General features: G+C 61.6%; 27 protein-coding genes and 1 tRNA gene. 18 read left to right on the plus strand and 10 right to left on the minus strand.

Annotated features, from left to right (window positions below; all coding sequences use genetic code 11):
• Positions 1–28: 28 nt before the first annotated feature.
• Genes SynRS9902_RS09130 through SynRS9902_RS09145 form a run of 4 tightly spaced genes read left to right on the plus strand, consistent with a single transcriptional unit; the run spans position 29 to position 1,535 of the window.
• Positions 29–394 carry a YkvA family protein gene (locus tag SynRS9902_RS09130; RefSeq protein ID WP_115008832.1) on the plus strand — a complete coding sequence of 122 codons (366 nt, stop codon included), beginning with the start codon at positions 29–31 and terminating at the stop codon, positions 392–394.
• A gap of 37 nt (positions 395–431) precedes the next feature.
• Positions 432–752 (plus strand): hypothetical protein, encoded by a 321-nt coding sequence (locus tag SynRS9902_RS09135; RefSeq protein ID WP_186508895.1) that lies wholly within the window; start codon positions 432–434, stop codon positions 750–752.
• Between the two features lie 40 nt (positions 753–792).
• Positions 793–1,035: a hypothetical protein gene (locus SynRS9902_RS09140; protein WP_255446085.1), complete on the plus strand. Its 243-nt coding sequence runs from the start codon at positions 793–795 to the stop codon at positions 1,033–1,035.
• Between the two features lie 5 nt (positions 1,036–1,040).
• Positions 1,041–1,535: a phosphate-starvation-inducible PsiE family protein gene (locus SynRS9902_RS09145; protein WP_186508896.1), complete on the plus strand. Its 495-nt coding sequence runs from the start codon at positions 1,041–1,043 to the stop codon at positions 1,533–1,535.
• A gap of 483 nt (positions 1,536–2,018) precedes the next feature.
• Here the strand turns inward: SynRS9902_RS09145 and SynRS9902_RS09150 are convergent, their stop codons facing one another.
• Positions 2,019–2,540, minus strand: a complete 522-nt coding sequence (locus SynRS9902_RS09150) for a Nif11 domain/cupin domain-containing protein (protein ID WP_186508897.1) — start codon at positions 2,538–2,540, stop codon at positions 2,019–2,021.
• Between the two features lie 90 nt (positions 2,541–2,630).
• On the opposite strand from SynRS9902_RS09150, the gene SynRS9902_RS09155 reads away from it, so the two are divergent.
• Together SynRS9902_RS09155 and SynRS9902_RS09160 are read left to right on the plus strand one after the other, a co-directional pair.
• Positions 2,631–2,864: a DUF3136 domain-containing protein gene (locus SynRS9902_RS09155; protein ID WP_114988622.1), complete on the plus strand. Its 234-nt coding sequence runs from the start codon at positions 2,631–2,633 to the stop codon at positions 2,862–2,864.
• A gap of 19 nt (positions 2,865–2,883) precedes the next feature.
• Positions 2,884–3,240 (plus strand): c-type cytochrome, encoded by a 357-nt coding sequence (locus tag SynRS9902_RS09160; RefSeq protein WP_186508898.1) that lies wholly within the window; start codon positions 2,884–2,886, stop codon positions 3,238–3,240.
• Here the strand turns inward: SynRS9902_RS09160 and SynRS9902_RS09165 are convergent.
• Positions 3,216–3,485, minus strand: a complete 270-nt coding sequence (locus tag SynRS9902_RS09165; RefSeq protein WP_186508899.1) for a YciI family protein — start codon at positions 3,483–3,485, stop codon at positions 3,216–3,218. The genes SynRS9902_RS09160 and SynRS9902_RS09165 overlap by 25 nt on opposite strands.
• A 98-nt stretch (positions 3,486–3,583) precedes the next feature.
• On the opposite strand from SynRS9902_RS09165, the gene SynRS9902_RS09170 reads away from it, so the two are divergent.
• Positions 3,584–3,955, plus strand: a complete 372-nt coding sequence (locus SynRS9902_RS09170) for an AbrB family transcriptional regulator (protein WP_186508900.1) — start codon at positions 3,584–3,586, stop codon at positions 3,953–3,955.
• Positions 3,956–4,026: 71 nt separating this feature from the next.
• Here the strand turns inward: SynRS9902_RS09170 and trpA are convergent, their stop codons facing one another.
• Genes trpA through SynRS9902_RS09185 form a run of 3 tightly spaced genes read right to left on the minus strand, consistent with a single transcriptional unit; the run spans position 4,027 to position 5,486 of the window.
• Positions 4,027–4,842: a tryptophan synthase subunit alpha gene (gene trpA, locus SynRS9902_RS09175; protein WP_115008826.1), complete on the minus strand. Its 816-nt coding sequence runs from the start codon at positions 4,840–4,842 to the stop codon at positions 4,027–4,029.
• Between the two features lie 34 nt (positions 4,843–4,876).
• On the minus strand, positions 4,877–5,233 hold the full coding sequence (locus SynRS9902_RS09180) for a DUF3007 family protein (RefSeq protein WP_186508901.1): 357 nt from the start codon (positions 5,231–5,233) through the stop codon (positions 4,877–4,879).
• A gap of 1 nt (position 5,234) precedes the next feature.
• Positions 5,235–5,486 (minus strand): NAD(P)H-quinone oxidoreductase subunit L, encoded by a 252-nt coding sequence (locus SynRS9902_RS09185; RefSeq protein ID WP_115008824.1) that lies wholly within the window; start codon positions 5,484–5,486, stop codon positions 5,235–5,237.
• Between the two features lie 39 nt (positions 5,487–5,525).
• Here SynRS9902_RS09185 and SynRS9902_RS09190 point away from each other — a divergent pair.
• Positions 5,526–5,614 (plus strand) — tRNA-Leu (locus SynRS9902_RS09190).
• 7 nt (positions 5,615–5,621) lie between these two features.
• Here SynRS9902_RS09190 and SynRS9902_RS09195 read toward each other — a convergent pair.
• The 3 genes from SynRS9902_RS09195 to SynRS9902_RS09205 are packed head-to-tail and all read right to left on the minus strand — an operon-like array spanning position 5,622 to position 8,587.
• Entirely contained in the window at positions 5,622–5,924 is a 303-nt protein-coding gene (locus tag SynRS9902_RS09195; protein ID WP_025362365.1) for a thioredoxin family protein, read from the minus strand.
• Complete coding sequence (pyrC, locus tag SynRS9902_RS09200) at positions 5,899–6,945, minus strand: dihydroorotase (RefSeq protein WP_186508902.1); 1,047 nt, start codon at positions 6,943–6,945, stop codon at positions 5,899–5,901. The genes SynRS9902_RS09195 and pyrC overlap by 26 nt, the downstream gene beginning before the upstream one ends.
• Positions 6,938–8,587, minus strand: a complete 1,650-nt coding sequence (locus SynRS9902_RS09205) for a SulP family inorganic anion transporter (protein WP_186508903.1) — start codon at positions 8,585–8,587, stop codon at positions 6,938–6,940. The genes pyrC and SynRS9902_RS09205 overlap by 8 nt, the downstream gene beginning before the upstream one ends.
• Before the next feature lie 81 nt (positions 8,588–8,668).
• Here SynRS9902_RS09205 and SynRS9902_RS09210 point away from each other — a divergent pair, with 81 nt between their 5' ends.
• The 7 genes from SynRS9902_RS09210 to SynRS9902_RS09240 all read left to right on the plus strand — a co-directional run bounded on the left by SynRS9902_RS09210 (position 8,669) and on the right by SynRS9902_RS09240 (position 15,718).
• Positions 8,669–9,754, plus strand: coding sequence for a calcium/sodium antiporter (locus SynRS9902_RS09210; RefSeq protein WP_186508904.1), 1,086 nt, complete (start codon positions 8,669–8,671; stop codon positions 9,752–9,754).
• Between the two features lie 111 nt (positions 9,755–9,865).
• Positions 9,866–10,366, plus strand: a complete 501-nt coding sequence (locus SynRS9902_RS09215) for a DUF2231 domain-containing protein (RefSeq protein WP_115082463.1) — start codon at positions 9,866–9,868, stop codon at positions 10,364–10,366.
• Positions 10,363–10,983: a DUF2231 domain-containing protein gene (locus SynRS9902_RS09220; protein ID WP_115082052.1), complete on the plus strand. Its 621-nt coding sequence runs from the start codon at positions 10,363–10,365 to the stop codon at positions 10,981–10,983. Before SynRS9902_RS09215 ends, SynRS9902_RS09220 begins: the two co-directional genes overlap by 4 nt.
• A complete protein-coding gene (locus SynRS9902_RS09225; RefSeq protein WP_186508905.1) occupies positions 10,980–11,915 on the plus strand; it encodes a cytochrome c oxidase subunit II in 936 nt (311 codons plus the stop codon). The genes SynRS9902_RS09220 and SynRS9902_RS09225 overlap by 4 nt, the downstream gene beginning before the upstream one ends.
• Before the next feature lie 3 nt (positions 11,916–11,918).
• A complete protein-coding gene (locus SynRS9902_RS09230; RefSeq protein ID WP_186508906.1) occupies positions 11,919–13,607 on the plus strand; it encodes a cbb3-type cytochrome c oxidase subunit I in 1,689 nt (562 codons plus the stop codon).
• A 4-nt stretch (positions 13,608–13,611) separates the two neighbouring features.
• A complete protein-coding gene (locus SynRS9902_RS09235; RefSeq protein WP_186508907.1) occupies positions 13,612–14,208 on the plus strand; it encodes a heme-copper oxidase subunit III in 597 nt (198 codons plus the stop codon).
• Between the two features lie 4 nt (positions 14,209–14,212).
• Positions 14,213–15,718, plus strand: coding sequence for a GMC oxidoreductase (locus tag SynRS9902_RS09240; protein ID WP_186508908.1), 1,506 nt, complete (start codon positions 14,213–14,215; stop codon positions 15,716–15,718).
• A 14-nt stretch (positions 15,719–15,732) separates the two neighbouring features.
• Here SynRS9902_RS09240 and gorA read toward each other — a convergent pair whose 3' ends face one another.
• Positions 15,733–17,097 (minus strand): glutathione-disulfide reductase, encoded by a 1,365-nt coding sequence (gene gorA, locus SynRS9902_RS09245; RefSeq protein ID WP_186508909.1) that lies wholly within the window; start codon positions 17,095–17,097, stop codon positions 15,733–15,735.
• 115 nt (positions 17,098–17,212) lie between these two features.
• On the opposite strand from gorA, the gene SynRS9902_RS09250 reads away from it, so the two are divergent.
• Genes SynRS9902_RS09250 through SynRS9902_RS09260 form a run of 3 tightly spaced genes read left to right on the plus strand, consistent with a single transcriptional unit; the run spans position 17,213 to position 19,357 of the window.
• The gene (locus SynRS9902_RS09250; RefSeq protein ID WP_041434546.1) at positions 17,213–17,458 is read left to right on the plus strand and encodes a hypothetical protein; all 246 of its coding nucleotides are present in this window, start codon (positions 17,213–17,215) and stop codon (positions 17,456–17,458) included.
• Entirely contained in the window at positions 17,433–18,665 is a 1,233-nt protein-coding gene (locus SynRS9902_RS09255; RefSeq protein ID WP_186508910.1) for a glutathione S-transferase family protein, read from the plus strand. The genes SynRS9902_RS09250 and SynRS9902_RS09255 overlap by 26 nt, the downstream gene beginning before the upstream one ends.
• A 23-nt stretch (positions 18,666–18,688) precedes the next feature.
• Positions 18,689–19,357, plus strand: a complete 669-nt coding sequence (locus tag SynRS9902_RS09260; protein WP_186508911.1) for a ParB-like protein — start codon at positions 18,689–18,691, stop codon at positions 19,355–19,357.
• On the opposite strand, the gene dnaA is transcribed toward SynRS9902_RS09260, so the two are convergent.
• On the minus strand, positions 19,358–20,755 hold the full coding sequence (dnaA, locus tag SynRS9902_RS09265; protein WP_115160728.1) for a chromosomal replication initiator protein DnaA: 1,398 nt from the start codon (positions 20,753–20,755) through the stop codon (positions 19,358–19,360). It lies immediately after the preceding gene.
• Positions 20,756–20,837 lie beyond the last annotated feature (82 nt).

Genomic DNA, 20,837 nt, shown 5'->3' on the forward strand with positions numbered 1-20,837 from the left:
GAAAGTGGATCAAACCGGTTCCCTCCGCATGACTGACCAGGCTGCGCGAACCACCGTTGAAGCCGACGTGCTTGAACGGGAGGTGATCGACGAAAACCTGCTGCGGCGCCTGTTGCAACGGGCCGGTAGAGGTCTTGCCGCCCCAGCCCTGGAAGCCCTGGAGTTGATGCTTGACCCCGGAACCCCCTCAGCCGCGCGGCTGACGATGCTCGCCGCCCTGAGTTATCTGCTGATGCCCGCCGACCTGATTCCAGACCTGCTGCCGGTGGCCGGTTTCAGTGATGATCTGGTGGCGCTTACGGCCATGGTGGGTCTGTGGAGCAATCACGTGACTCCGGCCATCCGGATGCGAGCTCGCCGCAAACTCGATCGCTGGTTTCCCCTGGCGCACTGAATCGCTGAACTGAACCGCTGAACCGAATCGCTGATCAATGTCTGGCTGGACCCCTGAATTTGAAGCGGATCTCACTCTGCTGCTGAAGGACTGGTTGAAGCAGCAAGGGCGCACCCAGGCCGACCTGCGTCGAAACCTGCGCGCTGTGTCGACCCGAATGCCCGCTCTGCTCGAGGTACTGGAGCGCGAACACACCATGCGTGGACTGGCTGGACTGGCTGATCGGCTCTGCAGCGTTGAAGCCGAATGGCATGGCCAGCCTTCAGGCGAACCTCCCGGTGTCGCAACGGCCGAAGACGATCCGTTCGGACAACTTGATCTGCTTTTGCAGGAAATTCGAGACGACTGCACCGATTAAAGGCCGACACGGGCAAAGTGGTGGCTCAGACATCGCCCCGATGACGCGAAATCACCTCCTCAGCGCCTCCGTTCTGTTGATGATGTCGGTGTTCGGCGTCTCCTCAGCCCAGGCACAAACTGAGGGGTGGCTGCGGGGACCGGGTAGCGCCACAGGCAAAGACAGCACGATTGAAGCCGATTGCATCGAGGCGGAGGACGGCTCCGTCACCTGCGACACCAAGGTGGTCAACCCGGCCAGCGACACCAAGGCTCGCCCCTACTACACCCCCTTCAACGATTGAACCCCGTGAGTGAACCCACGCGTTCCAAGAGAAGTTTCCTCGGTTTCGTTGATGCGGGTGAGCGCGAAGTCGCCCGACTGCTCACCCTGATCACGGCCGTGGTGATCAGCGCCGCCATCATCCAACTGATGGTTTCCTTGGGCTCCAAGTTGCTGACTGGGTCAGCGGCGACGTGGTTGGGAGATGACCTGATCAAGATCCTCGGCGATCTGCTCACCGTGTTGATCGCGCTGGAGGTGCTGCAAAACATCACCAGTTACCTGAGGCGCCACGTGGTGCAGATCGAACTGGTTCTGGTCACCGCACTGACGGCTGTGGCTCGAAAAGTGATCGTGCTGCCCTCCGGTGCTGAAAACAAACCCCAGCTGCTGGTGGGCCTCGGGATCGCAGTTGTCTCACTTTCAACCGCTTACTGGTTGGTGAAGCGTGCGAACGCCACGCCCTCCCGCAACCGCCTGGGCCGCGGAGGATCAGCCACCACGCTTGATTTCCAGGACTGAGGCTTAACGAACAAAAGGAAGGCCGCCCTTCCCGATGGAAAGACGGCCTAACTCGCTCGTTTGCGCATGGCAATCGACCTCACCTTCAGTGTCTGATGCCTTGGAAAATCTCCTCCAGCAATGGAACTGAGACAGGAAGGTCGAAGCGTCTGGCTTAAGGCACCCTGGGGCCATCGGGTCCAGGTGTGAAGCGGCTCTCCTGCGGGGCACCTACGAACGATGCAGAGGGGAGTCGACTGGCTTGACGCTCTTCGTTGTCGCGCCAGACGAATCGCTTACGGATGGGTGGAAACTGTTGGAGCAGGGGCCAGAAAGTCAGTCTGCTTCTGGGGTTTGCTCAGGTGGAGTGTCGGCCGTCATGGGCTCCTCCGATCTCGATGCACTCACTCTCGTCAGCGATGCGACCGACGGCAATCAGCTGTCGTGCTCATTGCCTTTTGGGGGCTGCACGACCCATCGTGGAAGTGGCGTGCCTCGCCGGGCTCAAGCAGCATCCCAGTGCAAGGCCAGCCACAGGGTTCCCGGATCGGGATCGGTGCGCTCCACCCGGTGGCGTTGATGGGGCGAAAGCAGCAGGTGATCTCCTGGACTGAGATCAACAATCCGATCGGGGTTCTGCAGCGCAACACAGGCACTCCCCCGCAACACAAGCGCCCATTCGTGATCGCACTGATCCATCCATTCATCACGGGGGGAGCTGAAGCCGTTCGATGCGATCAACAGCAGTCTCCATGTTTCAGCAGACGCCAACACCTGGGTTGATTCCGCACCCGGAGGAGGGCAGGGGGTCGCCAGCAGGTTGACCTCTCGTCCCGGCCGATGGTCACGCTCACCCCAGCGCCGACCGATGTCGAACCCCCAGGATCGGGCCAGCTGAACAACCTGGTTGTGGTCCGCACAAGCCGCCAGCTTTTCGCGGCTGCTGGAGTCGTTCTGCACACGCTCCGCAAGGGCCTGAAGTTGGGAGATCTTGTTGAGGAAACGGATCAGATCCTGTTCCGCCATGGGGACCACCGCACAGCTCCAACAGTGATCCTGACAACAGACCAATCAGGGGATCGACGCAAAAGTCAGAAGATCCTGACCTTCTATTTCATGCCGTCTGCAACCAAGGCACTCACCATCGGAGATCTGGAGGCTGGATTCTCGACCTACTGCCAAGCTCTGCGTCGCCTTGTGGCCGATGGACGCGACCTCAACGCCATTCGCCGGACGGTCTGCTGGGATTACCTCAACAGACTGCACACCTCGCTTCCGAAGGATTACCGCTCTCCCGATGAACTGATCCAGCGGTTCCAGAAGGAGGCATCGCCTGCTCAAGCAGACTGATCCAAGCCACATCATCCCTGTGCTGAGCCACCTCCTGCGCTGCTGCATTGGTGCGTTTCTTGTTCTGCTGCTGAGCCTTGGTTCAGCCGGTGCTTCGCTGGCTGCCGGGTCTGACGCCAGCCCCGGCGCCCTGTTGTTCGAACAGCACTGCGCGGGATGCCACATCAACGGTGGCAACATCATTCGCCGGGGAAAAAACCTGAAGCTGAAGACCCTCGAGCGTGAGCAGATCGCAACTGTGGACGCCATCGCAGCCATCGCCCGGGAAGGGCGAGGCCAGATGAGTGGTTACGCCGATGTTCTCGGGAGCGATGGAGATCAGCTCGTGGCTGAATGGGTGCTCATGCAGGCTCAGAACGCCTGGACCCAGGGATAAACCTCGAGCGCCGTCCAGATCCCCTGCTTCCAATAGATGTCGTCCTCAACCAGCCTGCGGACGACATCGATGCTGTCGGCCTCGAAGATCCCGAAAACATGGGTGCTTCCCTCGGTGGGTCCGAGCGTGACCAGCGTTCCCTGTTCTTTCAGACTTTGGAGACGAGCAAGGTGCTCTTCCCGATAGGGAGCACGCTTCTCAAGAGCATCGGCGCAGTAAATGCCCCACAAAACGAAACGTGCCATAGCGGAGGATGAAATAACAGCGAACTTTTCAGTGAAAAATGATGGCATAGCCACATGAACCATGGCTATGTTGTGAAGGTTGATATCTCTCGAAAGCGATGCTCACTGGGAGCGACCTTCTCAATAAAGTCAAAGACCTGGGTGACATCAGCAAGTCTGGCCTTGTTCGTGCCTGTGGCTATGTCTCCACGAAAAAAGATGGTGGTGAACGTCTGAATTTCACCGCTTTTTATGAAGCACTGCTGGAGGCCAAAGGCATCAGTCTTGGCGTGGGTGGAGTTGGCGGTGTGGGCCAAGGCGGCCGCAAACTCAGCTATGTGGCCACTGTGCAAGGCAACGGCAATCTTCTCATCGGCAAGGCCTATACAGCGCTGCTTGACCTGAAGCCTGGAGATGAATTTGAAATCAAACTGGGTCGTAAACAGATTCGCCTGACACCGGTGGGTGCCACCGACGAAGACGACGAGTGATTCAACATTAAAAAGCAGTGCAACCCCGGCCAATGCCGGGGTTTTTCATGGCTTGAGAGGGATGGCAGCCCCTAGGGCTGATCGGCAGCGGCACGCAACTCAGCGCAAAAACGACCAGCTTCCTGAGCAATGTCGCCGGGCGATGCTGCCGCCATCCGTTTCACAAGTGCACTGCCCACAATTGCTCCATCGGCACCCCAACCCCGAACCTGACGCACCTGCTCGGCACCGGAGATCCCAAAACCAACCGCAACAGGAACCGGTGAGGTTTGTTTGAGTTGCTGCACCAAACCTTCAACCCTGCTTTCCATCTGAGCTCGCTCACCGGTGACACCGGTGACACTCACCAGGTAGGTAAAACCTCGGCTGCATGTGGCAATCCGACCCATCCGATCTTGGGGAGTGGTGGGTGCAACCAAGAGCACCAAATCCAAGCCATGACGCTCTGCGATTGTCGACAGCCGCTCCGCTTCCTCAAGGGGTAGATCAGGGACCACCAAACCCGCAGCACCAGCCTCCGCTGCGGACTGGCAAAACGCCTCCATCCCCACATTGAGCAGTGGATTGGAATACGTGAACAGGATCACGGGAATCTGCAGCTGGCCTTTCAACGAGCGCAGCATGTCGAGAACGCCCTTTGGCGTGGTCCCGGCGGCAAGGGCCCGGGACGCAGCAGCCTGAATGACTGGCCCATCAGCGAGCGGGTCGCTGTAAGGCATTCCCAGTTCGACCATGTCAGCCCCTGCACGTTGCAGGCTGAGCAGCACATCAGCGGTGACAGAGAGATCCGGATCGCCGGCCATCAGGAATGGCATCAAGGCGAGGCGACCGTCCTGCTTCAGCTGCTCAAAGCGCTGGGCGATGGAAGAGGACTGCTGATTGGGCATCTCGGTCAACCGACCAGGAACAAACTTCGGAAGCCTATGAGTCGACGGGGGCATCGCCGTCGGTGGGAACCGAGGCATCCGCCCCAATCTTGCGCAACAGCGCCTGTTGCTCCTCCTCGGGGAGAGCATCAAAACAGGCTTGAAGCGCTTCAGCTTCCTGTTTGTCGTACACCTCGCGGTAGCGACGCCGCTGGTCCATGTAGGTCATCTGGCCGGTGACCACACGGAACAGGTAAGAGCTTGTCCACACCACCACAATCACAACCAGCAGGGCCTCTGCAGCAATCCCTGCCGAAAACCCCTCCAAGCCTGCAGCCTGAAAGCCGACTTGCCCAAGCCCGCCCAAAAGGAGGACTGCAAGTCCGATCAGAAGAACCTTGCCACGCGTCAATTCAGACGTCTCCTTGCCCGCTCAGCCGGAAATTGAGGAAGGGGGCGAACAGAATCATCCCCGGGAAAAACAGGAAGACCAAGCCATAGATCCCCAGACGCTCCAGCTTGCCCATGCGATGCCAACGCTGGTTCATCCACGCGTACAGGGCGAGGGGAACCACAACGAGATACAGGCCGCCCAGAACGGTGTAGGCCAACAGAACCAACAGAGTGTCCTGTGGGACTTGAGAAAGCAGGGACGAAAGGTCCAAGGCCTGAGGACATCTGGGGGAAATCTAAGATGTCTGGGCGGGGGCATGGCGGAATCGGTAGACGCACGCGACTTAAAATCGCTTGGGCCGAAAGGCCTGTGGGGGTTCAAGTCCCCCTGCCCCCACCACCTGAGCTCAAGACGGCAGCAACTCAGCCAGCTTGGTGCGGAAATCTCCCTTGGGCATGCCGCCCTTCAGTTCTCCCTCGATCGAAAAATCTCCATCGGGATCGTTCACCAGCAGGTAGGTGGGCCAGCCCATCCCCTCCTTGTTGGGGTACTGCTTGAGCAGGATCTTCCGGTATTTCCGATACATCTCGGTGTCCTGCAGCATCACGGAGATGAAGCTGCAGCCAAGTTCCTCGGCCACCTTGCCGTCGTAGTGACTCATGCGGTGACAGGTGCCGCAGTCTTCAGAGCTGAACTTGATCAGGTGCATCGGCAACGGCCCAGGACAGGATCTCTCCAGCATGGAAAGGAACCAGTCCATTCACAAGTTCCGGCACAAGTTGGTCACGACGTTGCAACGTGATGCGACGCGTGTTGGCTGGCCGGTTGTAGAAGGCCGGCCCATTCAGGCTGGTGAAGGCTTCGAGATGCATCAGAGCGCCCTCCTCATCAAAAACCTGGGCGTAACTCTCCAGGGCGAAGGGCGCATTGAAGATGCCGGCGCATCCGCAGGCACTTTCCTTGGATGCCCGTTCGTGCGGTGCCGTGTCGGTGCCGAGAAAGAAGCGTTGGTCACCGCTGGTGGCCGCCCGGCGCAGGGCCTGACGGTGACATTCCCGCTTGGCTACGGGGAGGCAATAAAAGTCACTCCGCAACCCGCCGGCGAACATCGCGTTGCGGTTGATGTGCAGATGGTGGGGGGTGATGGTGGCGGCGAGATGACGATCCGCTGAGCTGACGTACTGCACCGCTTGCTCGGTGGTGATGTGCTCGAACACAACCCTCAGCTCGGGATGGCGGTCCCGCAGTGGTGCCAGATGGCGTTCGATGAACACCGCCTCTCGGTCGAAGATATCGATTTCGCTGTCCGTGACTTCACCATGGATCAGCAAGGGCATACCGATCCGGGCCATCGTTTCCAGCACGGGATCGATCTGCAGCAGATCCGTCACCCCTGCGGCGGAATTGGTGGTGGCGTTGGCGGGATAAAGCTTGGCGGCAGCAAAAACGCCCTCTCGAAATCCAGTCTCCAACTCGGTAGGAGCGATCGAATCCGTGAGGTACGCCGTCATCAGGGGCGTGAACTCCAGATCAGCGGGGCACGCCGCCTGAATACGGTCGCGGTATGCCCGTGCAGCAGCCACCGTGGTCACCGGGGGACGCAGGTTGGGCATCACAATGGCCCGCTGAAAACGGCGGGCGGTATGGGCCACAACCTGGTTGAGCATCTCCCCGTCGCGGAGATGCACGTGCCAATCATCAGGGGCGATGATCGAGATCTGATCAGACATTCAGCTGCAAACCGTTCACGGCAAGGCGCAAGGCATCGAGGCGATCACCGGTGATGTGGCTTTGGGGGAGCCGATCCAACAGCTTCAGCTTCTGCAGGCGCTTCTCCGTGCTGCCCGTTGCACCGACCAGGAACACCTGACGACTCTCTTCAATCGCTTCCTTGACGGCATTCTCGAGAGCGATCGCAGCGGTGACCCCCAGGTGGGACACCTCGGAGAGGTCGAAGACCACCGCCTGACAATTACCGATGGCGTTGTGCTCACGCGAGATGGCCTTGGCCACGCCGAAGATCATCGGCCCGGCGAGCTGGAACAGGAGAACCTTGCCGGAGGCCTGATCCAGCAACACCTGCTCTTCATCGGTCAGCTCCACATCGTCATCGGCGGTGCTGATCGTTTTCACTTTTCTGGACTGCAATGCGCTCATCCGATCAATGGTGAGCACGTTGGCCACGAAAACTCCGATGCCCACTGCAGTGATGAGATCCACCAGCACCGTGAGCGCAATCACGCCATAGGTGATCACCGCAGCTTTCACCGAAAGGTGGTGGGCCCGTTGGAGGAAATCCCAATCAATGATGTCGATGCCCACCTTCAGGGCGATGCCCGCCAGCACAGCGAGGGGAATCGTGGACGCAAGGGGTGCGGCGGCCAGAACGACCACCATCAGAATCAGCGCCCGGACAATGCCCGACAGGGCTGAGCGTCCGCCGGCCTGAATGTTCACCACGGTGCCCATCGTGGCTCCCGCCCCAGGCAGTCCGCCAAAGACGCCCGACGCGATGTTGGCCAGTCCCTGACCCACCAATTCCTTGTTGGAGTTGTGCTCCGTGCGGGTGAGGCTGTCGGCCACCACGGAGGTGAGCAAGGCATCGATGCAGCCGAGCATGCCCAGCACTGCGGCATCCACGAACATCAAACGCAGCTGTCCGCCCGAAAAGGCGGGCACATGCAGGCTGGGGAGCTCAGCATTGAACGGAGGAATGGTCTTGAGACCGGCGTCGTGGAACAGGGTCATCGACAGCACCGTTCCCAGCACCAGCGCCAGAAGCTGCGGCGGGCAGAAACGCTTCACGCTGGCTGGGGTGAACCAAAGGATCGCAACAGTGATCAACGCCAGCGCCAGCTCCATCGGCTGAATTCCGGCAATCAAACCCGGCAGGTTGGACAGGGTTCCCATCACCCCGCCCGATGCGGTTTGCCCCAGGAAAGCGGGCAGCTGGAGAATCACCAAGATGGCTCCAATCCCCGACATGAAGCCAGAGATCACGGTGTATGGCATCTGGGTGACGTATCGACCCAGACGGAAGACGCCAAAAAGGATCTGAAACAGACCCGCCAGGATGACCACGGTGAAGGCCATGGCCATGGCCGTTTCCTTGTCCGGAGCTGTGGCGGTGAAGCTCAGGATCACCGACGTGAACACCACGGTCATGGGACCGGTGGGTTCGGAGATCAAGGTGGGCGTTCCGCCGAAGAGAGACGCCACCAAGCCGATGATCACGGCGCCCCAAAGCCCAGGGGCAGGGTCACCCGTTGCGGCGACCCCGAAGGCCAGGGCCATCGGCAGAGCAATCACCGCGGCGGTCACGCCACCAAAGGCGTCACCCCGGAGGTTGCTGGTGCTGATCCGGTTCAACAAGGTTTCTTATCTATTACCCAAGTGAGTGACCTTAGGTTGATTCGCTTCAAAGCACAATCCCCGTACAGCTGAGCTCGCCCCATGCCTGAATTTCTGCAGGCCTCGATCCAAGTGCTCCTGGGCATCGGACTGCTCTTCGGTGGCGGGGAACTGTTCGTTCAGGGGTCCGTCGCCATGGCGGTGATCTTCGGCATTCCCCAGCTCGTGATCGGCCTCACGGTGGTGTCGCTGGGCACCAGCGCCCCGGAACTGTTCGTGAGTCTGAGTTCGGTGCTGCAGGGAGCTGACGCCCTCGCCGTGAGCAATGTGGTGGGCAGCAACATCTTCAACGTGATGGTGGTGCTGGGCAGCAGCGCCCTCGTGCTGCCCCTGCGGGTTGAAAGCCGCCTGGTGAGGCGAGATGTGCCTCTGATGATTGCCATCTCGGCGGCGGTCTGGGGGATGGCCTCCGCAGGACGGGTGACCTGGCAAGCGGGCCTGGCCTTGCTGTTGGGGCTTGCGATCAACACCGTCTGGGAGATCCGCACCGCCCGTGAAGAACCGGACGACAGCGGCAGCGCTGAACCCGAGATCGAAGAGGACGCAGCGAGCGGCGGATGGACCCTGGCCGTCCTGCGACTGATCTCAGGCATCGGCATCCTCACCATCGGATCGCGGGTGCTGGTGAGCGGCGCCACCGCTGCCGCCATCTATTTAGGGGTGAGTGAAGCGGTGATCGGTCTGACGATCGTTTCCGCTGGAACGTCGATGCCGGAATTGATCACCTCCCTGGTGGCCGCCCTGCGCGGGCGCACCGATCTGGCGATCGGCAACGTGGTGGGCAGCTGCCTGTTGAACCTGCTGCTGGTGCTGGGCGGTGGCGCCTTGGCTGCCGCTGGCCGCGGCCTTGCTGTCAGTCCCGAGTTGATTCAGGACGATCTGCCCGTGATGTTGCTCACCAGCCTGGCTTGCCTGCCGATCTTCTGGACGCGCGGACGGATCAGCCGACTGGAGGGTGGACTGCTGGTTGGTTTGTACATCCTCTACATCGTTGACAACGTTCTTCCCAGAACAAGCCTCGCCAGTTGGTCAGATGAGTTCCGGCTGTTGATGCTCTGTTTTGTGCTGCCGGTGGTGATGATCGTGATCATGACCCAGGCGTTGGTGTTCTGGCGCACCAAGACTTAGCGGCATCGCGGCTGCAGCCCGTGATGAGACGAATGGAGTTGTAATTGCACATCCGGTGATGACCGTTTGATCCACCGTGGTCATCCTTTATGGGTGTCGATCGGCTTGCCGATGCTTGAGCTGCTTCCACCGCTCAACGACAAAAATCTTCCCTGGCTCGACGTCATCCATCCGATCGTCGTTCACTTCGTGATCGCCATGGCGCTGATCACGGTGGTGTTCGACGTGATTGGTGTTGTCAGCAGGAAAAAGAACCTGTTTGAAGTCAGCTTCTGGAACCTGATCGTCGCAACGGTGGCGATTTTTGTGGCGATCATCTTCGGCCAGGTGGAGGCCGGTCTGGCCAATCCCTACGGCGCCTCGCGGGACATCCTCAACATTCACAGCACCATCGGTTGGTCCCTGGCCGGCGTGCTGGCCCTGCTCACGGGCTGGCGCTACGTCGCCCGGCAGAAGGATCCGGCGAACCTGCCCAGGGGCTTTCTGGCCCTTGATGTGGTGCTGGCGGGGCTTGTGATTACGCAGGTGTATCTCGGCGACAAACTGGTCTGGGTTTACGGACTGCACACAGTCCCCGTGGTGGAAGCCATCCGTCAGGGGGTGGTGTCGTGACCCACTTCGCCGCGATCGCATCGCCGATCAACGACATCGCCGACTCCCTCGGCGCCAACAATCTTCCCTACGCGATTCCACTGCACCCCAACCTGGTGCACCTAACCATCGGCCTGTTTGCGATCGCCATCGCCTTCGACGTGGCCGGTGCGTTCTACCCGCTGGAGAAACGGGTGTTCCGCTACTTGGCTCTGCCGGTGACCCGTAGCGGCTTCCACGACGTGGGCTGGTACAACCTCGTTGCCTGCAGCGGCATCAGCTTTTTCACCGTGGCCGCGGGGTTCTACGAAATGCTGCTGGCAGTGCCGTTGCCAGGCATCCGCAGCATTCTCGGCCAGACCGCCATCGACACGATGCTCTGGCATGCCATCGGTGGCGTCGCGATCCTGCTGGTGATCGTGGCCATGACGATCTGGCGTGGTTACCAACGCTTTGTCTGGCGCAAGGACCTGGGCCGTCAAGTGAGCTGGCTGTATCTGCTCTGCGGCATCGGCATGCTGCTGGTGATGGGGCTGCACGGAAGCCTGGGCGCCTGGCTGGCCAGTGACTTCGGCGTGCACATCACCGCAGACCAGTTGCTGGCCGCTGGCGCCGATCTGCAGGAGGCCTTGCCATGACCAGCACAGCCCCCAAGAGCGGCCCGAACCTCGGCGCCATCGTGATCATTGGCATCGCGGTAGCCATCAATCTGGTGATCGCCAAGGCGATGGCGACATGGTCCTACAGCTGGTTCCCGCCGCAGGCCTCCAGCGCAGCGGCGTACGTCGACGATCTGTTCGCCCTGGAAACCGGCATCGGCTCCTTCATCTTCCTCGGCTGCACCGGCGTGATGGGCTGGGTGCTGCTGTTCAACCGGGCCGGCAAATACGACGAAAGCGACGGAGCACCGATTGAGGGCAACACCAAATTGGAGATCATCTGGACCGTGATCCCACTGCTGCTGGTGTTCGCCATCGCCTTCACATCCATGAAGGTGAACGACACCCTGAACGCCCTGGGGCCGAAGCAGAAGTACGCCATCGGTGCCGACACCAGCGCACTGCTCTCGGCCGATCCCATGGCGCAGGTGGGACCCATCCAGGTGATTGCGCGGCAATGGAGCTGGGAATTCAGATATCCCGATGGCGTTCGCAGTTCAGAACTGCACCTCCCCATCGATCAAAGGGTCAACCTTCAGCTGCAATCCGAGGACGTGATTCACAGCTTCTATGTGCCGGCCTTCCGGCTGAAGCAGGACATCGTTCCCGGCAGCCTGATCTCCTACAGCCTCACGCCCACCCGAGAGGGACGCTTCCGCCTGCGCGACGCCATGTTCAGTGGCGCCTACATGTCGGTGAATCAATCGAACGTGATCGTCGAATCGGAGCAGGCCTACTCCGATTGGCTGAAGCGTTCGGCCAAGCAAGCCCTGCAACCCGGCCTAGACCCCGGCCGCACGCTTTACGACCGCCGCATCGCCCGTGGTGACAAAGGCTGGGCCACGGTGCCACCGGCTCCCGCCCCGATGGTGAACGACCCCGGAGATCCCTCCATCCCGCACGACGCCTGAGCCATGACCACCACCAACTACGACCCACGCATCCTCAAGGCGCCGCACCCTGTCCCCGGTGCCCCGGACAACTGGAAGCGCTTCTTCAGCTTCAACACCGATGCCAAGGTGATCGGGATTCAGTACATCGCCACCTCGCTCTTCTTCCTGCTGGTGGGGGGATTGCTGGCGATGATCGTGCGCGGAGAACTGATCACACCGCCGGCGGATCTGGTGGATCCGAGTGTTTACAACGGCCTCTACACCATGCATGGAACAGTGATGCTGTTCCTGTTCCTATTCCCGATCCTCAACGGCTTCAACAACCTGTTGATCCCCACGATGATCGGTGCTCCGGACATGGCGTTCCCCAAGCTGAATGCGGCCGCCTTCTGGTTGGTGCCGCTGTTCGCGGTGGTGTTGATGGGGAGTTTCTTCGCCCCCGGGGGGCCGGCGTCATCGGGGTGGTGGTCCTACCCACCGATGAGCCTGCAGAACCCCCTGAACCACTTCATCAACGGCCAGTTTCTCTGGATTCTTGCGGTGGCTCTTTCCGGGATCTCCTCGATCATGGGCGCCGTCAATTTCGTGACGACGATCATCCGGATGCGGGCTCCCGGCATGGGCTTCTTCAAGATGCCGATCTTCGTGTGGACCGCCTGGGCCGCTCAGACCATCCAGCTTGTCGGCCTGCCCGCTCTGACCGGTGGTGCGGTGATGCTGCTGTTCGACCTCAGCTTCGGCACCAGCTTTTTCAGGCCTGAAGGGGGCGGTGATCCCGTGCTGTTTCAGCACTTCTTCTGGTTCTATTCGCACCCAGCCGTGTACGTGCTGGTGTTGCCAGTGTTCGGCATCTTCTCCGAGCTGTTCCCGGTTTATGCCCGCAAACCCCTGTTCGGCTATCGCTTTGTGGCGATCGCCTCCTTCGGCATCACCTTCCTCAGCCTGATCGTGTGGGTGCACCACATGTTCTATTCGGGCACACCGATGTGGATGCGCAATCTGTTCATGGCCACCACGATGCTGATCGCCGTTCCCACCGGCGTGAAAGTGTTCGCCTGGCTGGGAACCCTGTGGAAAGGCAATCTCCGCCTCAGCACCCCGATGCTGTTCTGCCTCGGTGGCCTGTTCAACTTCATCTTCGCCGGCATCACTGGCGTGATGCTGGCCACCGTACCCATCGACGTGCACGTGGGAAACACCTACTTCGTGGTGGCCCACTTCCACTACGTGATCTTCAACACGATCGGCTTCGGTGTGTTCGCCGGGATCTACCACTGGTTCCCCAAATTCACCGGCCGCATGTATTACGAGGGTCTTGGCAAGGTGCACTTCGCACTCACCTTCATCGGCGCCACCCTCAACTGGTTGCCCTTGCATTGGGCTGGGTTGCTGGGGATGCCGCGCCGGGTTGCCTCCTATGACCCGGAATTCGCCATCTGGAATGTGATCGCCAGTATCGGCGCCTTCATGCTCGGCGTCGCCTCGATCCCTTTCATTCTCAACATGGTGAGCTCCTGGGCCCGGGGGCCTCAGGCTCCCCCCAATCCCTGGCGGGCCATCGGCCTGGAGTGGCTGCTGCCCTCGCCACCACCGGCTGAAAACTTCGAGGACGACATCCCCACCGTGATCAGCGAGCCCTACGGCTACGGCCTGGGGCACCCCCTCGTTGAGGACGAGGAGTTCTACGTGCGCCGTTCCCAGGAGGCCTGAGCCGATGACCAGCGTCAATCCCGATCTGCAGCTGAATCACACCCCGGGCCATGTGAAGCACGACGGTCACAACATGACCGGTTTCGTGATCTTCCTCTGCTCCGAGAGCGTCATTTTTCTGGCCTTCTTTGCCGGCTACGCCGTGCTCAAGCTCACATCCCCCCAATGGCTACCGGATGGCGTCGAAAGGCTGGAGGTGCGCATGCCGCTGATCAACAGCGTTGTGCTGGTGAGCTCCAGCTTTGTGGCCTATTTCGCTGAGCGCTATCTGCACAAGGGCAACCTCTGGGGCTTCCGGGCGGTGTGGCTGCTCACCATGGTGATGGGCTCCTATTTCGTTTACGGCCAATACGTCGAATGGTCGGAACTCAGCTTCAGCCTCAGCAGCGGTGTGTTCGGCGGGATGTTCTATCTGCTCACCGGCTTTCATGGCCTTCACGTGATCACCGGCGTCCTGTTGATGGGCCTGATGTTGGCGCGTTCGTTTGTTCCCGGGAACTACGACAAAGGCGAGATGGGCGTTGCTGCGGTGAGCCTGTTCTGGCACTTCGTTGATGTGATCTGGATCCTTCTTTTCCTTCTGATCTACGTGTGGCAGTAATTCCATGATCATCGACGACAACCACTACGACGTGATCGTGATCGGCAGCGGCGCCGGAGGGGGAACCCTGGCGGGCGCCCTGAGCTGCAAGGGCAAGAGCGTGCTGGTGCTGGAACGCGGCGGAGCGATGGCCCTCGAAGACCAGAACGTCGCCGACGTGGATCTGTTCCGCAAGGATCGCTACCACCCCAAGGGCGAACGCTGGTTCGGCCCCGACGGCGATCCCTTTGCCCCGCAAACCACCTACGCCCGCGGTGGCAACACCAAGATCTGGGGCGCGGTGCTGGAACGAATGCGTGAAAAGGATTTTGAGGAGGTGGCCCTTCAAGACGGCATCTCACCGGCATGGCCCCTGGATTACGCCGAGCTGGAGCCCTACTACCAACAGGCCGAACAGCTGTATCGGGTGCATGGCAAGGCGGGGGTTGATCCCACCGAACCCAGGCGCAAGGGAGATTTCATGGCACCGCCCAAGCCCATCGAACCCTTCCTCGAACCCCTGCGCGGTGCCCTGCAGCGTCAGGGCTGTCAGCCCTACGACATCCCGATCAGTTGGTCGGAGGACGCTGACGATCCCAGTGGTGACGCCCAGTTGTTTGGGCTGCAGGTGGGTGAACCCAAACGGCTCAGCGTGCGTGACAACGCACGGGTGTTGCGTTTGCACGTGAATCCCAGTGGCCGCGCCATCCGGGCTGTGGAAGCAGACGTGAACGGCGATGCCTGGCTGTTCAGTGCGGATGTGGTGGTGCTCGCTGCGGGGGCAATCAACACCCCTGCAATCTTGATGCGCTCCGACAATGCCCACCATCCCAAGGGGATCAGCAACGGATCGGATCAGGTGGGGCGGAACCTGATGAATCTGCAGCTCACCTCGATCCTGCAGCTGGCCACGGAACGCAACAGCGGCCGCTACGGGCGTTCCCTGGCAATCAACGACTACTACTGGGGAGACAAGAACGTCAGTTTTCCCCTAGGCCACATTCAGGCCGCCGGCGGCGTGCTGCAGGACGCGCTGTTTGCCGAGTCACCACCGGTGCTCTCGCTGGTGACCAAGCTCATCCCCGACTTCGGATTGGAGCGCCTGGCCTCCCGCTCGGTCGCCTGGTGGGCCATGACCGAGGTGCGTCCGGATCCCCACAACAAGGTGTGGCTGAACAACGAGCAGATCCGGATCAACTACATCGCCAACAACCGCGAGGCCCACGACCGGCTGGTGTACCGCTGGATCGACACCCTTAAAGAGGTGGAGAACGACCCGATCACCAAGGTGGTGCTAAAGGCTCCCACCCATGCCCGGGGGGAAGCCCCCCTGAGCGTGGTGGGCTTCGGCTGCGGCACGTGCCGGATGGGACAAGACGCCGCCAGTTCCGTGGTGGACCCCCAGGGCAAGTGCCATGAGCTCGAGAACCTCTACATCGCCGACAGCAGCATTTTTCCCAGCTGCCCGAGCGTTGGCCCAGGCCTCACGGTGATTGCATTAGCGCTGCGGCTTGCCGATCACCTGAGCTAACGGGGCGCCGTCGACTACATCGTCACGAACTCCTCTGACACAGAGGGGTGCAGCGCCATGGTGCGATCGAAATCGGCCTTGGTGGCGCCCATCCCCACGGCAATCGCCGCCATCTGAATGATCTCCGCGGCATGCTCGCCCACCATGTGGCAGCCCAGCACCCGATCGGTGGCCTTCTCCACCACCAACTTGAGTAGACAACGGGGGCCGGAGGCGGGCAGGGCCCGCGCCATGGACCGGAAGCGGGCGCGATGCACAACAACACCATCCACGCCGTGGCGTTCGATGGCCTGTTCTTCCGAGAGGCCTACGGTCGCCAGCTCTGGATCGCTGAACACGGCACTGGCCACGAGGTCGTGGTTCACCTGCCGCTGACGCGACCCGAAGACGCTGTCGGCGAAGGCACGACCTTCATCAATGGCCACAGGCGTGAGGTTGACCCGATCGGTGACATCGCCGACGGCATGGATGTGGGGAACCGAGGTGCAGGAGTTGGCATCGACCGTGATGCGGCCGTGCTCGATCGCTACGCCGGCAGCATCCAACCCAAGATCCGCAAGCCAGGGGCGACGCCCGGTGGCCATCAACACACCCCCGCAAGCCAAAGACTCACCATTGCCCAGCCGCGCCGTCAGCGCCCCGGGCTCTCCCTCCACGGCCACCACCGTCTGCTCCAACAGCACCTCGATGCCCTGCTCACGCATGCCAACCAGCACGGCATCGGCCAGTTCGGCATCAAAACCGCGCAGCAAGCGCGGACCACGCACCACCTGGGTGACCGCAACACCAAGGCCCCGCAGGATGCAGGCGAACTCGCAGGCAATGAAGCCTGCGCCCACCACCACCACGGCTGAGGGGACATCCTCCAGCAGGAACATGTCGTTGCTGACCCAGGTGTGTTCAACCCCAGGAATCTCCGGCCGGGCCGGCCGGCCACCAACCGCCACCAGAAAGCGCGGGGCCGAGAGTTCCTCTCGCACGGGCCCACCGCGTTGATCGGAGATGCCGATGCGATCTGCTGCCGTGAAGCGTCCCCAACCGGAGATCAACTGAACACCGGCCTTCTCCAGAAATCCGAGATGGAGGGCATTGAGCCGATCCACCTCGGCACGCACCCGACGCAGGAGATCAGGCACATCCGAACGCACCCAACCGATCTCAAGGCCGTAGGCCGAGGCATCCGCCAGTTGATGGCGGGCCTGGGCGCCGTACACCAAAAGCTTTTTGGGAACACAGCCGCGGATCACGCAGGTGCCGCCAACGCGATCGCCCTCCACGATGGCGACGCGGGCTCCATGACGGGCCGCGCGTTTCGCAGCAGCCAGCCCACCGGAGCCTGCTCCGAGCACAACCAGATCCAAATCCAGACCAGCGCCCATAACAGAAGGGTGCTCGAGACGACGGGCGTCATCGTAAAGATGGCGTTATGGTCCGGGGAAGGTGGCCATAAAGGCCCAAGACGAGTCGGTCGTATTTCAACCGCGTCCTTAAACCATGAACCGTTCTTCCAAGCGCCGCAGGCAGCCGCCTGAACCTGAGCTGCGCCTCAAACGATCGCAACGCCGCGAGATCGTGATGATGATCACCAGCGACGACATGAAACTGCGGCTGAAGCAGTTGGCTGATCAGGGCCGCCAGCAGGACTGTCTGGCGCTGATGCATGAACTGGGCGACTGGCAGTCCTATGGACGGGCAACGCTTGCGCCAATCCTGCATGCCCCTTTCATCGGAATCAGCTGAACCCCTGAGCTGGTCGGACCTGGCCAGCCTGGCGATGCCGGAACCGAATCGGATTGAAGGGCCGACCAGTGCCCAGGCCACGTTGCGCCTGTTCGGACAGCCTGAATCCAACGTGATGGTCACGCTTTACCGCGACCACCACGCCTGGTGCCCCTACTGCCAAAAAATCTGGCTGTGGCTGGAGTTCAAGCGCATCCCCTACCGGATCCGCAAAGTCACCATGCGCTGCTACGGCCCGAAGGAGCCGTGGTTCCTGGTGAAAGTGCCCTCAGGGATGTTGCCGGCCCTGGAGCTCAACGGGCAGCTGATCACCGAAAGCGACGACATCCTGTTGGCCCTCGAACAGCAGTTCGGCCCCCTGGGCATGGCGATGACAGCGCCGGAAGCTCTGGAGCTGCGCCGTCTTGAACGGCTGCTGTTTCAGGCCTGGTGCATCTGGCTGTGTTCACCACGGCTGAGTTCTAGGCAACAGGTTCTGGCCCGAGAGCAGTTTCAAGACATCGCCCGGCGCTTCGAACGGGAGCTGAACCGGGAGGACGGACCGTGGCTGCGGGGCCCGGAGCCGCAGACCGTGGATCTGATTTTCGTTCCCTACGTGGAACGGATGAATGCCTCGCTGGCTTACTACAAGGGATACCGGCTGAGGGCTGAGCATCCAGCCATTGACCGCTGGTTCCGTGCCCTGGAGCAACTGGAGACCTACCGCGGCACCCAAAGCGACTTCCACACCCATGCCCATGACCTGCCGCCCCAGATGGGCGGCTGCTGGCCCGACGATGGAGCGGAAGCAAAGCGCCTGGCCGAACGGATCGACCGAGGTGATGGCCTCGGCGAGGACGAAGCCTGCTGGGATGTAGACCATCAAGCCGATCAGGCCGTCATCGCCCTGAGCCGGGTGCTGCGTCACCAGCAACGGCTGCGCGAGGTGAACCCCATGGGTGCTGCAGCCTTTGACCAGCCCCTGCGCTGTGCCCTCACCCGGTTGGTTCGCAACACCCCCTGCCCGCCTCCAGCGGGGAGTGCCGCCGGGCTGCGCTATCTGCGCGATCGCATTTCGGTGCCAAGGGATATGCCGCTCCCGGCTGCTCGACTGCTGCGTCAGGCCCTTGAAGCCACCGCCCAGCTGGATGGCCCTGAGCAGGCCAAGCCCTTGCCGGTGAGGGATCGCTTTGATCAGGATCCCCGACCCTTCTTAATTGGGTCATAGTGCGGGGGCGTCAACGCTGAGTCGTGCCCCTGCGGCTGCCCGCTTACCAACCGATCCCAGCCCCCGATCGGGGGACCGATCTGATTGAGGTGTCTGCGGCGAAGCTGCAGCCGACCCAGTGGTGTGTGGGACTGGCGGAGATCTGGTCACGCGAGAAAGATTTCGCCCAGGACACCCGTCAGCAACGTCTTGACTACCTGCGCGGCAAACCGGTCCCTTTGATCCGATCTGCCGATGGCGCCATGTGGATGCTGGACCGGCACCACCGGCTGCGAGGCCTGATCGGCATTGATCCAGTGGCAACCACCTGGGGTTACGTGGTGGAGGAGCTGCCAACAGCCGACCGAAACGCTGTGCTGGCCCATCTGCACAACCAGGGCTGGCTCTACCTCTACGACGGACGAGGCAACGGCCCCCTCCCGGCCGAGCAGCTGCCCACGAGCCTGCTGGGACTGGACGACGATCCCTACCGGAGCCTCGTGTGGAAGCTGAAGCAGGAGGGGTGGATCAAGCCTCAGCCCCTGATCCCGTATCACGAGTTTCGTTGGGGTGCCTGGCTGCGCAGCCGGCCCCTGCCCCCCTTCAGCTCCAGGCGCCTGGAGCCGGCACTCGCAGCAGCCCGCCAGCTGGTGTGCTCAGCCGCTGCACAGGACATGCCGGGCTGGAAAGGTGACAAGAAAGCCTGCCGCTGATCAGCGCTTCTTGCGGGAATCGATCTGCAGCAGATCCTTCACCTTCTGCACCTGACCGGCGAGCTGGGGGTCGGAGGCCAGTTTCTTCTCCACCTGCTCGATCGCGTACATCACCGTGGTGTGGTCTTTTCCGCCGAAGTTGTCGCCGATCCTCGGCAGGCTGAGGTCGGTGCCCTGGCGCATGAGGTACATCCCCACCTGACGGGCCTGGCTCACGGCGCGGCGACGGGTGCTGCTGCACATCTCCTCGGCCGTGACATCAAACACCTCAGACACCTTGTCGATCACCTGTTGCGGCGTGACCTCCACCCCCTGCCCCGTGGGGTCGAGCATCGGTGCCACGGATTCCACGGTCATCGGCAGCCCCGTGATGGAGGCGAAGGCCACAGCCCGGGTCAGGGCACCTTCCAACTCGCGGATGTTCGAGGTGAAGCGACCGGCGATGTACTGGATCAGATCACGGGGCAGCGACATGCGCTCCTGCTCCGCTTTCTTCTGAAGAATCGCCATGCGTGTCTCCAGGTCAGGCGACTGAATGTCTGCGATCAGGCCCATCTGGAACCGGGAGATCAGGCGCTGCTGCAACCGTGGAATCTGGCTGGGGGGACGATCACTGGCGATCACCACCTGACGGCCTGCCTCATGCAGGGCATTGAAGGTGTGGAAGAACTCCTCCTGGGTGTACTCCTTGCCCTCGATGAATTGAATGTCGTCCACCAGGATCAGATCGGCGGCGCGGTAGCGATCGCGGAAGGCCTGCATGCCGTCCTTGCGGATGGCCTGGATCAGGTCATTGGTGAAGGTTTCGGTGGAGACATAGGCCACCCGAGCCCCGGGGTCGATTTCCAACCGGTAATGACCAATGGCTTGCATCAGGTGGGTTTTGCCTAGGCCCACACCGCCGCAGATGAACAGGGGGTTGAACTCCCGGCCCGGTGCTTCAGCCACAGCCAAAGCCGCCGCATGGGCCATCCGGCTGTTGGGGCCGACCACAAAACGGCCGAACACGTAGCGGGGATTGAGCCCGGGCAGGTAGCGGCGTGGGGAGCCGTTCCGCGCTGGAGCCGATGCCGACTCCTGGGCCGCTGGAGGCGGCGCCGCATCTGCAGCGGCTGAGGCCTCATCGGTGGCATCCGGCAGCGGCAAGGCGGTTTCCGCCAGCACCGTCACCTGGACGGGCTGACCGCTGATGCTGCTGGCCATCTCGGCGATCGTGGGCAGCAGCTGCTCCCGCAGACGAACGCTGGCAAAGGGATTCGGGGCCAGAAGCTTCAGCTCTCCATTGGCAAAGCCGCTGCAACCCGTGGGGCGAATGAAGGTCTCGAAGGTGGGCTTGCTCAGCTTCGCCTGCAACCCATCCCGCACCTTGATCCAGAGCTCTTCGCCCGTCTGCGCCAAAACCGCCCATCGCCCGAGCGCTGAATCTACGCATGCCGATCCGCTCAGGCCGTCTTAAATGCATCAGCACACATCTCGTCGT

It is taken from the genome of Synechococcus sp. RS9902 (assembly GCF_014279635.1).
In the GTDB taxonomy this organism is placed as follows: domain Bacteria; phylum Cyanobacteriota; class Cyanobacteriia; order PCC-6307; family Cyanobiaceae; genus Parasynechococcus.

What these genes read in the sequence shown, in the direction of transcription:
- SynRS9902_RS09130 (WP_115008832.1), top strand. Translation starts at nt 29, where the DNA reads ATGACTGACCAGGCTGCGCGAACCACCGTTGAAGCCGACGTGCTTGAA.
- SynRS9902_RS09135 (WP_186508895.1), top strand. Translation starts at nt 432, where the DNA reads ATGTCTGGCTGGACCCCTGAATTTGAAGCGGATCTCACTCTGCTGCTG.
- SynRS9902_RS09140 (WP_255446085.1), top strand. Translation starts at nt 793, where the DNA reads ATGACGCGAAATCACCTCCTCAGCGCCTCCGTTCTGTTGATGATGTCG.
- SynRS9902_RS09150 (WP_186508897.1), bottom strand. Translation starts at nt 2,540, where the DNA reads ATGGCGGAACAGGATCTGATCCGTTTCCTCAACAAGATCTCCCAACTT.
- SynRS9902_RS09155 (WP_114988622.1), top strand. Translation starts at nt 2,631, where the DNA reads ATGCCGTCTGCAACCAAGGCACTCACCATCGGAGATCTGGAGGCTGGA.
- SynRS9902_RS09165 (WP_186508899.1), bottom strand. Translation starts at nt 3,485, where the DNA reads ATGGCACGTTTCGTTTTGTGGGGCATTTACTGCGCCGATGCTCTTGAG.
- SynRS9902_RS09170 (WP_186508900.1), top strand. Translation starts at nt 3,584, where the DNA reads ATGCTCACTGGGAGCGACCTTCTCAATAAAGTCAAAGACCTGGGTGAC.
- trpA (WP_115008826.1), bottom strand. Translation starts at nt 4,842, where the DNA reads ATGCCCAATCAGCAGTCCTCTTCCATCGCCCAGCGCTTTGAGCAGCTG.
- SynRS9902_RS09195 (WP_025362365.1), bottom strand. Translation starts at nt 5,924, where the DNA reads ATGCACCTGATCAAGTTCAGCTCTGAAGACTGCGGCACCTGTCACCGC.
- pyrC (WP_186508902.1), bottom strand. Translation starts at nt 6,945, where the DNA reads ATGTCTGATCAGATCTCGATCATCGCCCCTGATGATTGGCACGTGCAT.
- SynRS9902_RS09210 (WP_186508904.1), top strand. Translation starts at nt 8,669, where the DNA reads ATGCCTGAATTTCTGCAGGCCTCGATCCAAGTGCTCCTGGGCATCGGA.
- SynRS9902_RS09215 (WP_115082463.1), top strand. Translation starts at nt 9,866, where the DNA reads ATGCTTGAGCTGCTTCCACCGCTCAACGACAAAAATCTTCCCTGGCTC.
- SynRS9902_RS09225 (WP_186508905.1), top strand. Translation starts at nt 10,980, where the DNA reads ATGACCAGCACAGCCCCCAAGAGCGGCCCGAACCTCGGCGCCATCGTG.
- SynRS9902_RS09230 (WP_186508906.1), top strand. Translation starts at nt 11,919, where the DNA reads ATGACCACCACCAACTACGACCCACGCATCCTCAAGGCGCCGCACCCT.
- SynRS9902_RS09235 (WP_186508907.1), top strand. Translation starts at nt 13,612, where the DNA reads ATGACCAGCGTCAATCCCGATCTGCAGCTGAATCACACCCCGGGCCAT.
- SynRS9902_RS09240 (WP_186508908.1), top strand. Translation starts at nt 14,213, where the DNA reads ATGATCATCGACGACAACCACTACGACGTGATCGTGATCGGCAGCGGC.
- gorA (WP_186508909.1), bottom strand. Translation starts at nt 17,097, where the DNA reads ATGGGCGCTGGTCTGGATTTGGATCTGGTTGTGCTCGGAGCAGGCTCC.
- SynRS9902_RS09250 (WP_041434546.1), top strand. Translation starts at nt 17,213, where the DNA reads ATGAACCGTTCTTCCAAGCGCCGCAGGCAGCCGCCTGAACCTGAGCTG.
- SynRS9902_RS09255 (WP_186508910.1), top strand. Translation starts at nt 17,433, where the DNA reads ATGCCCCTTTCATCGGAATCAGCTGAACCCCTGAGCTGGTCGGACCTG.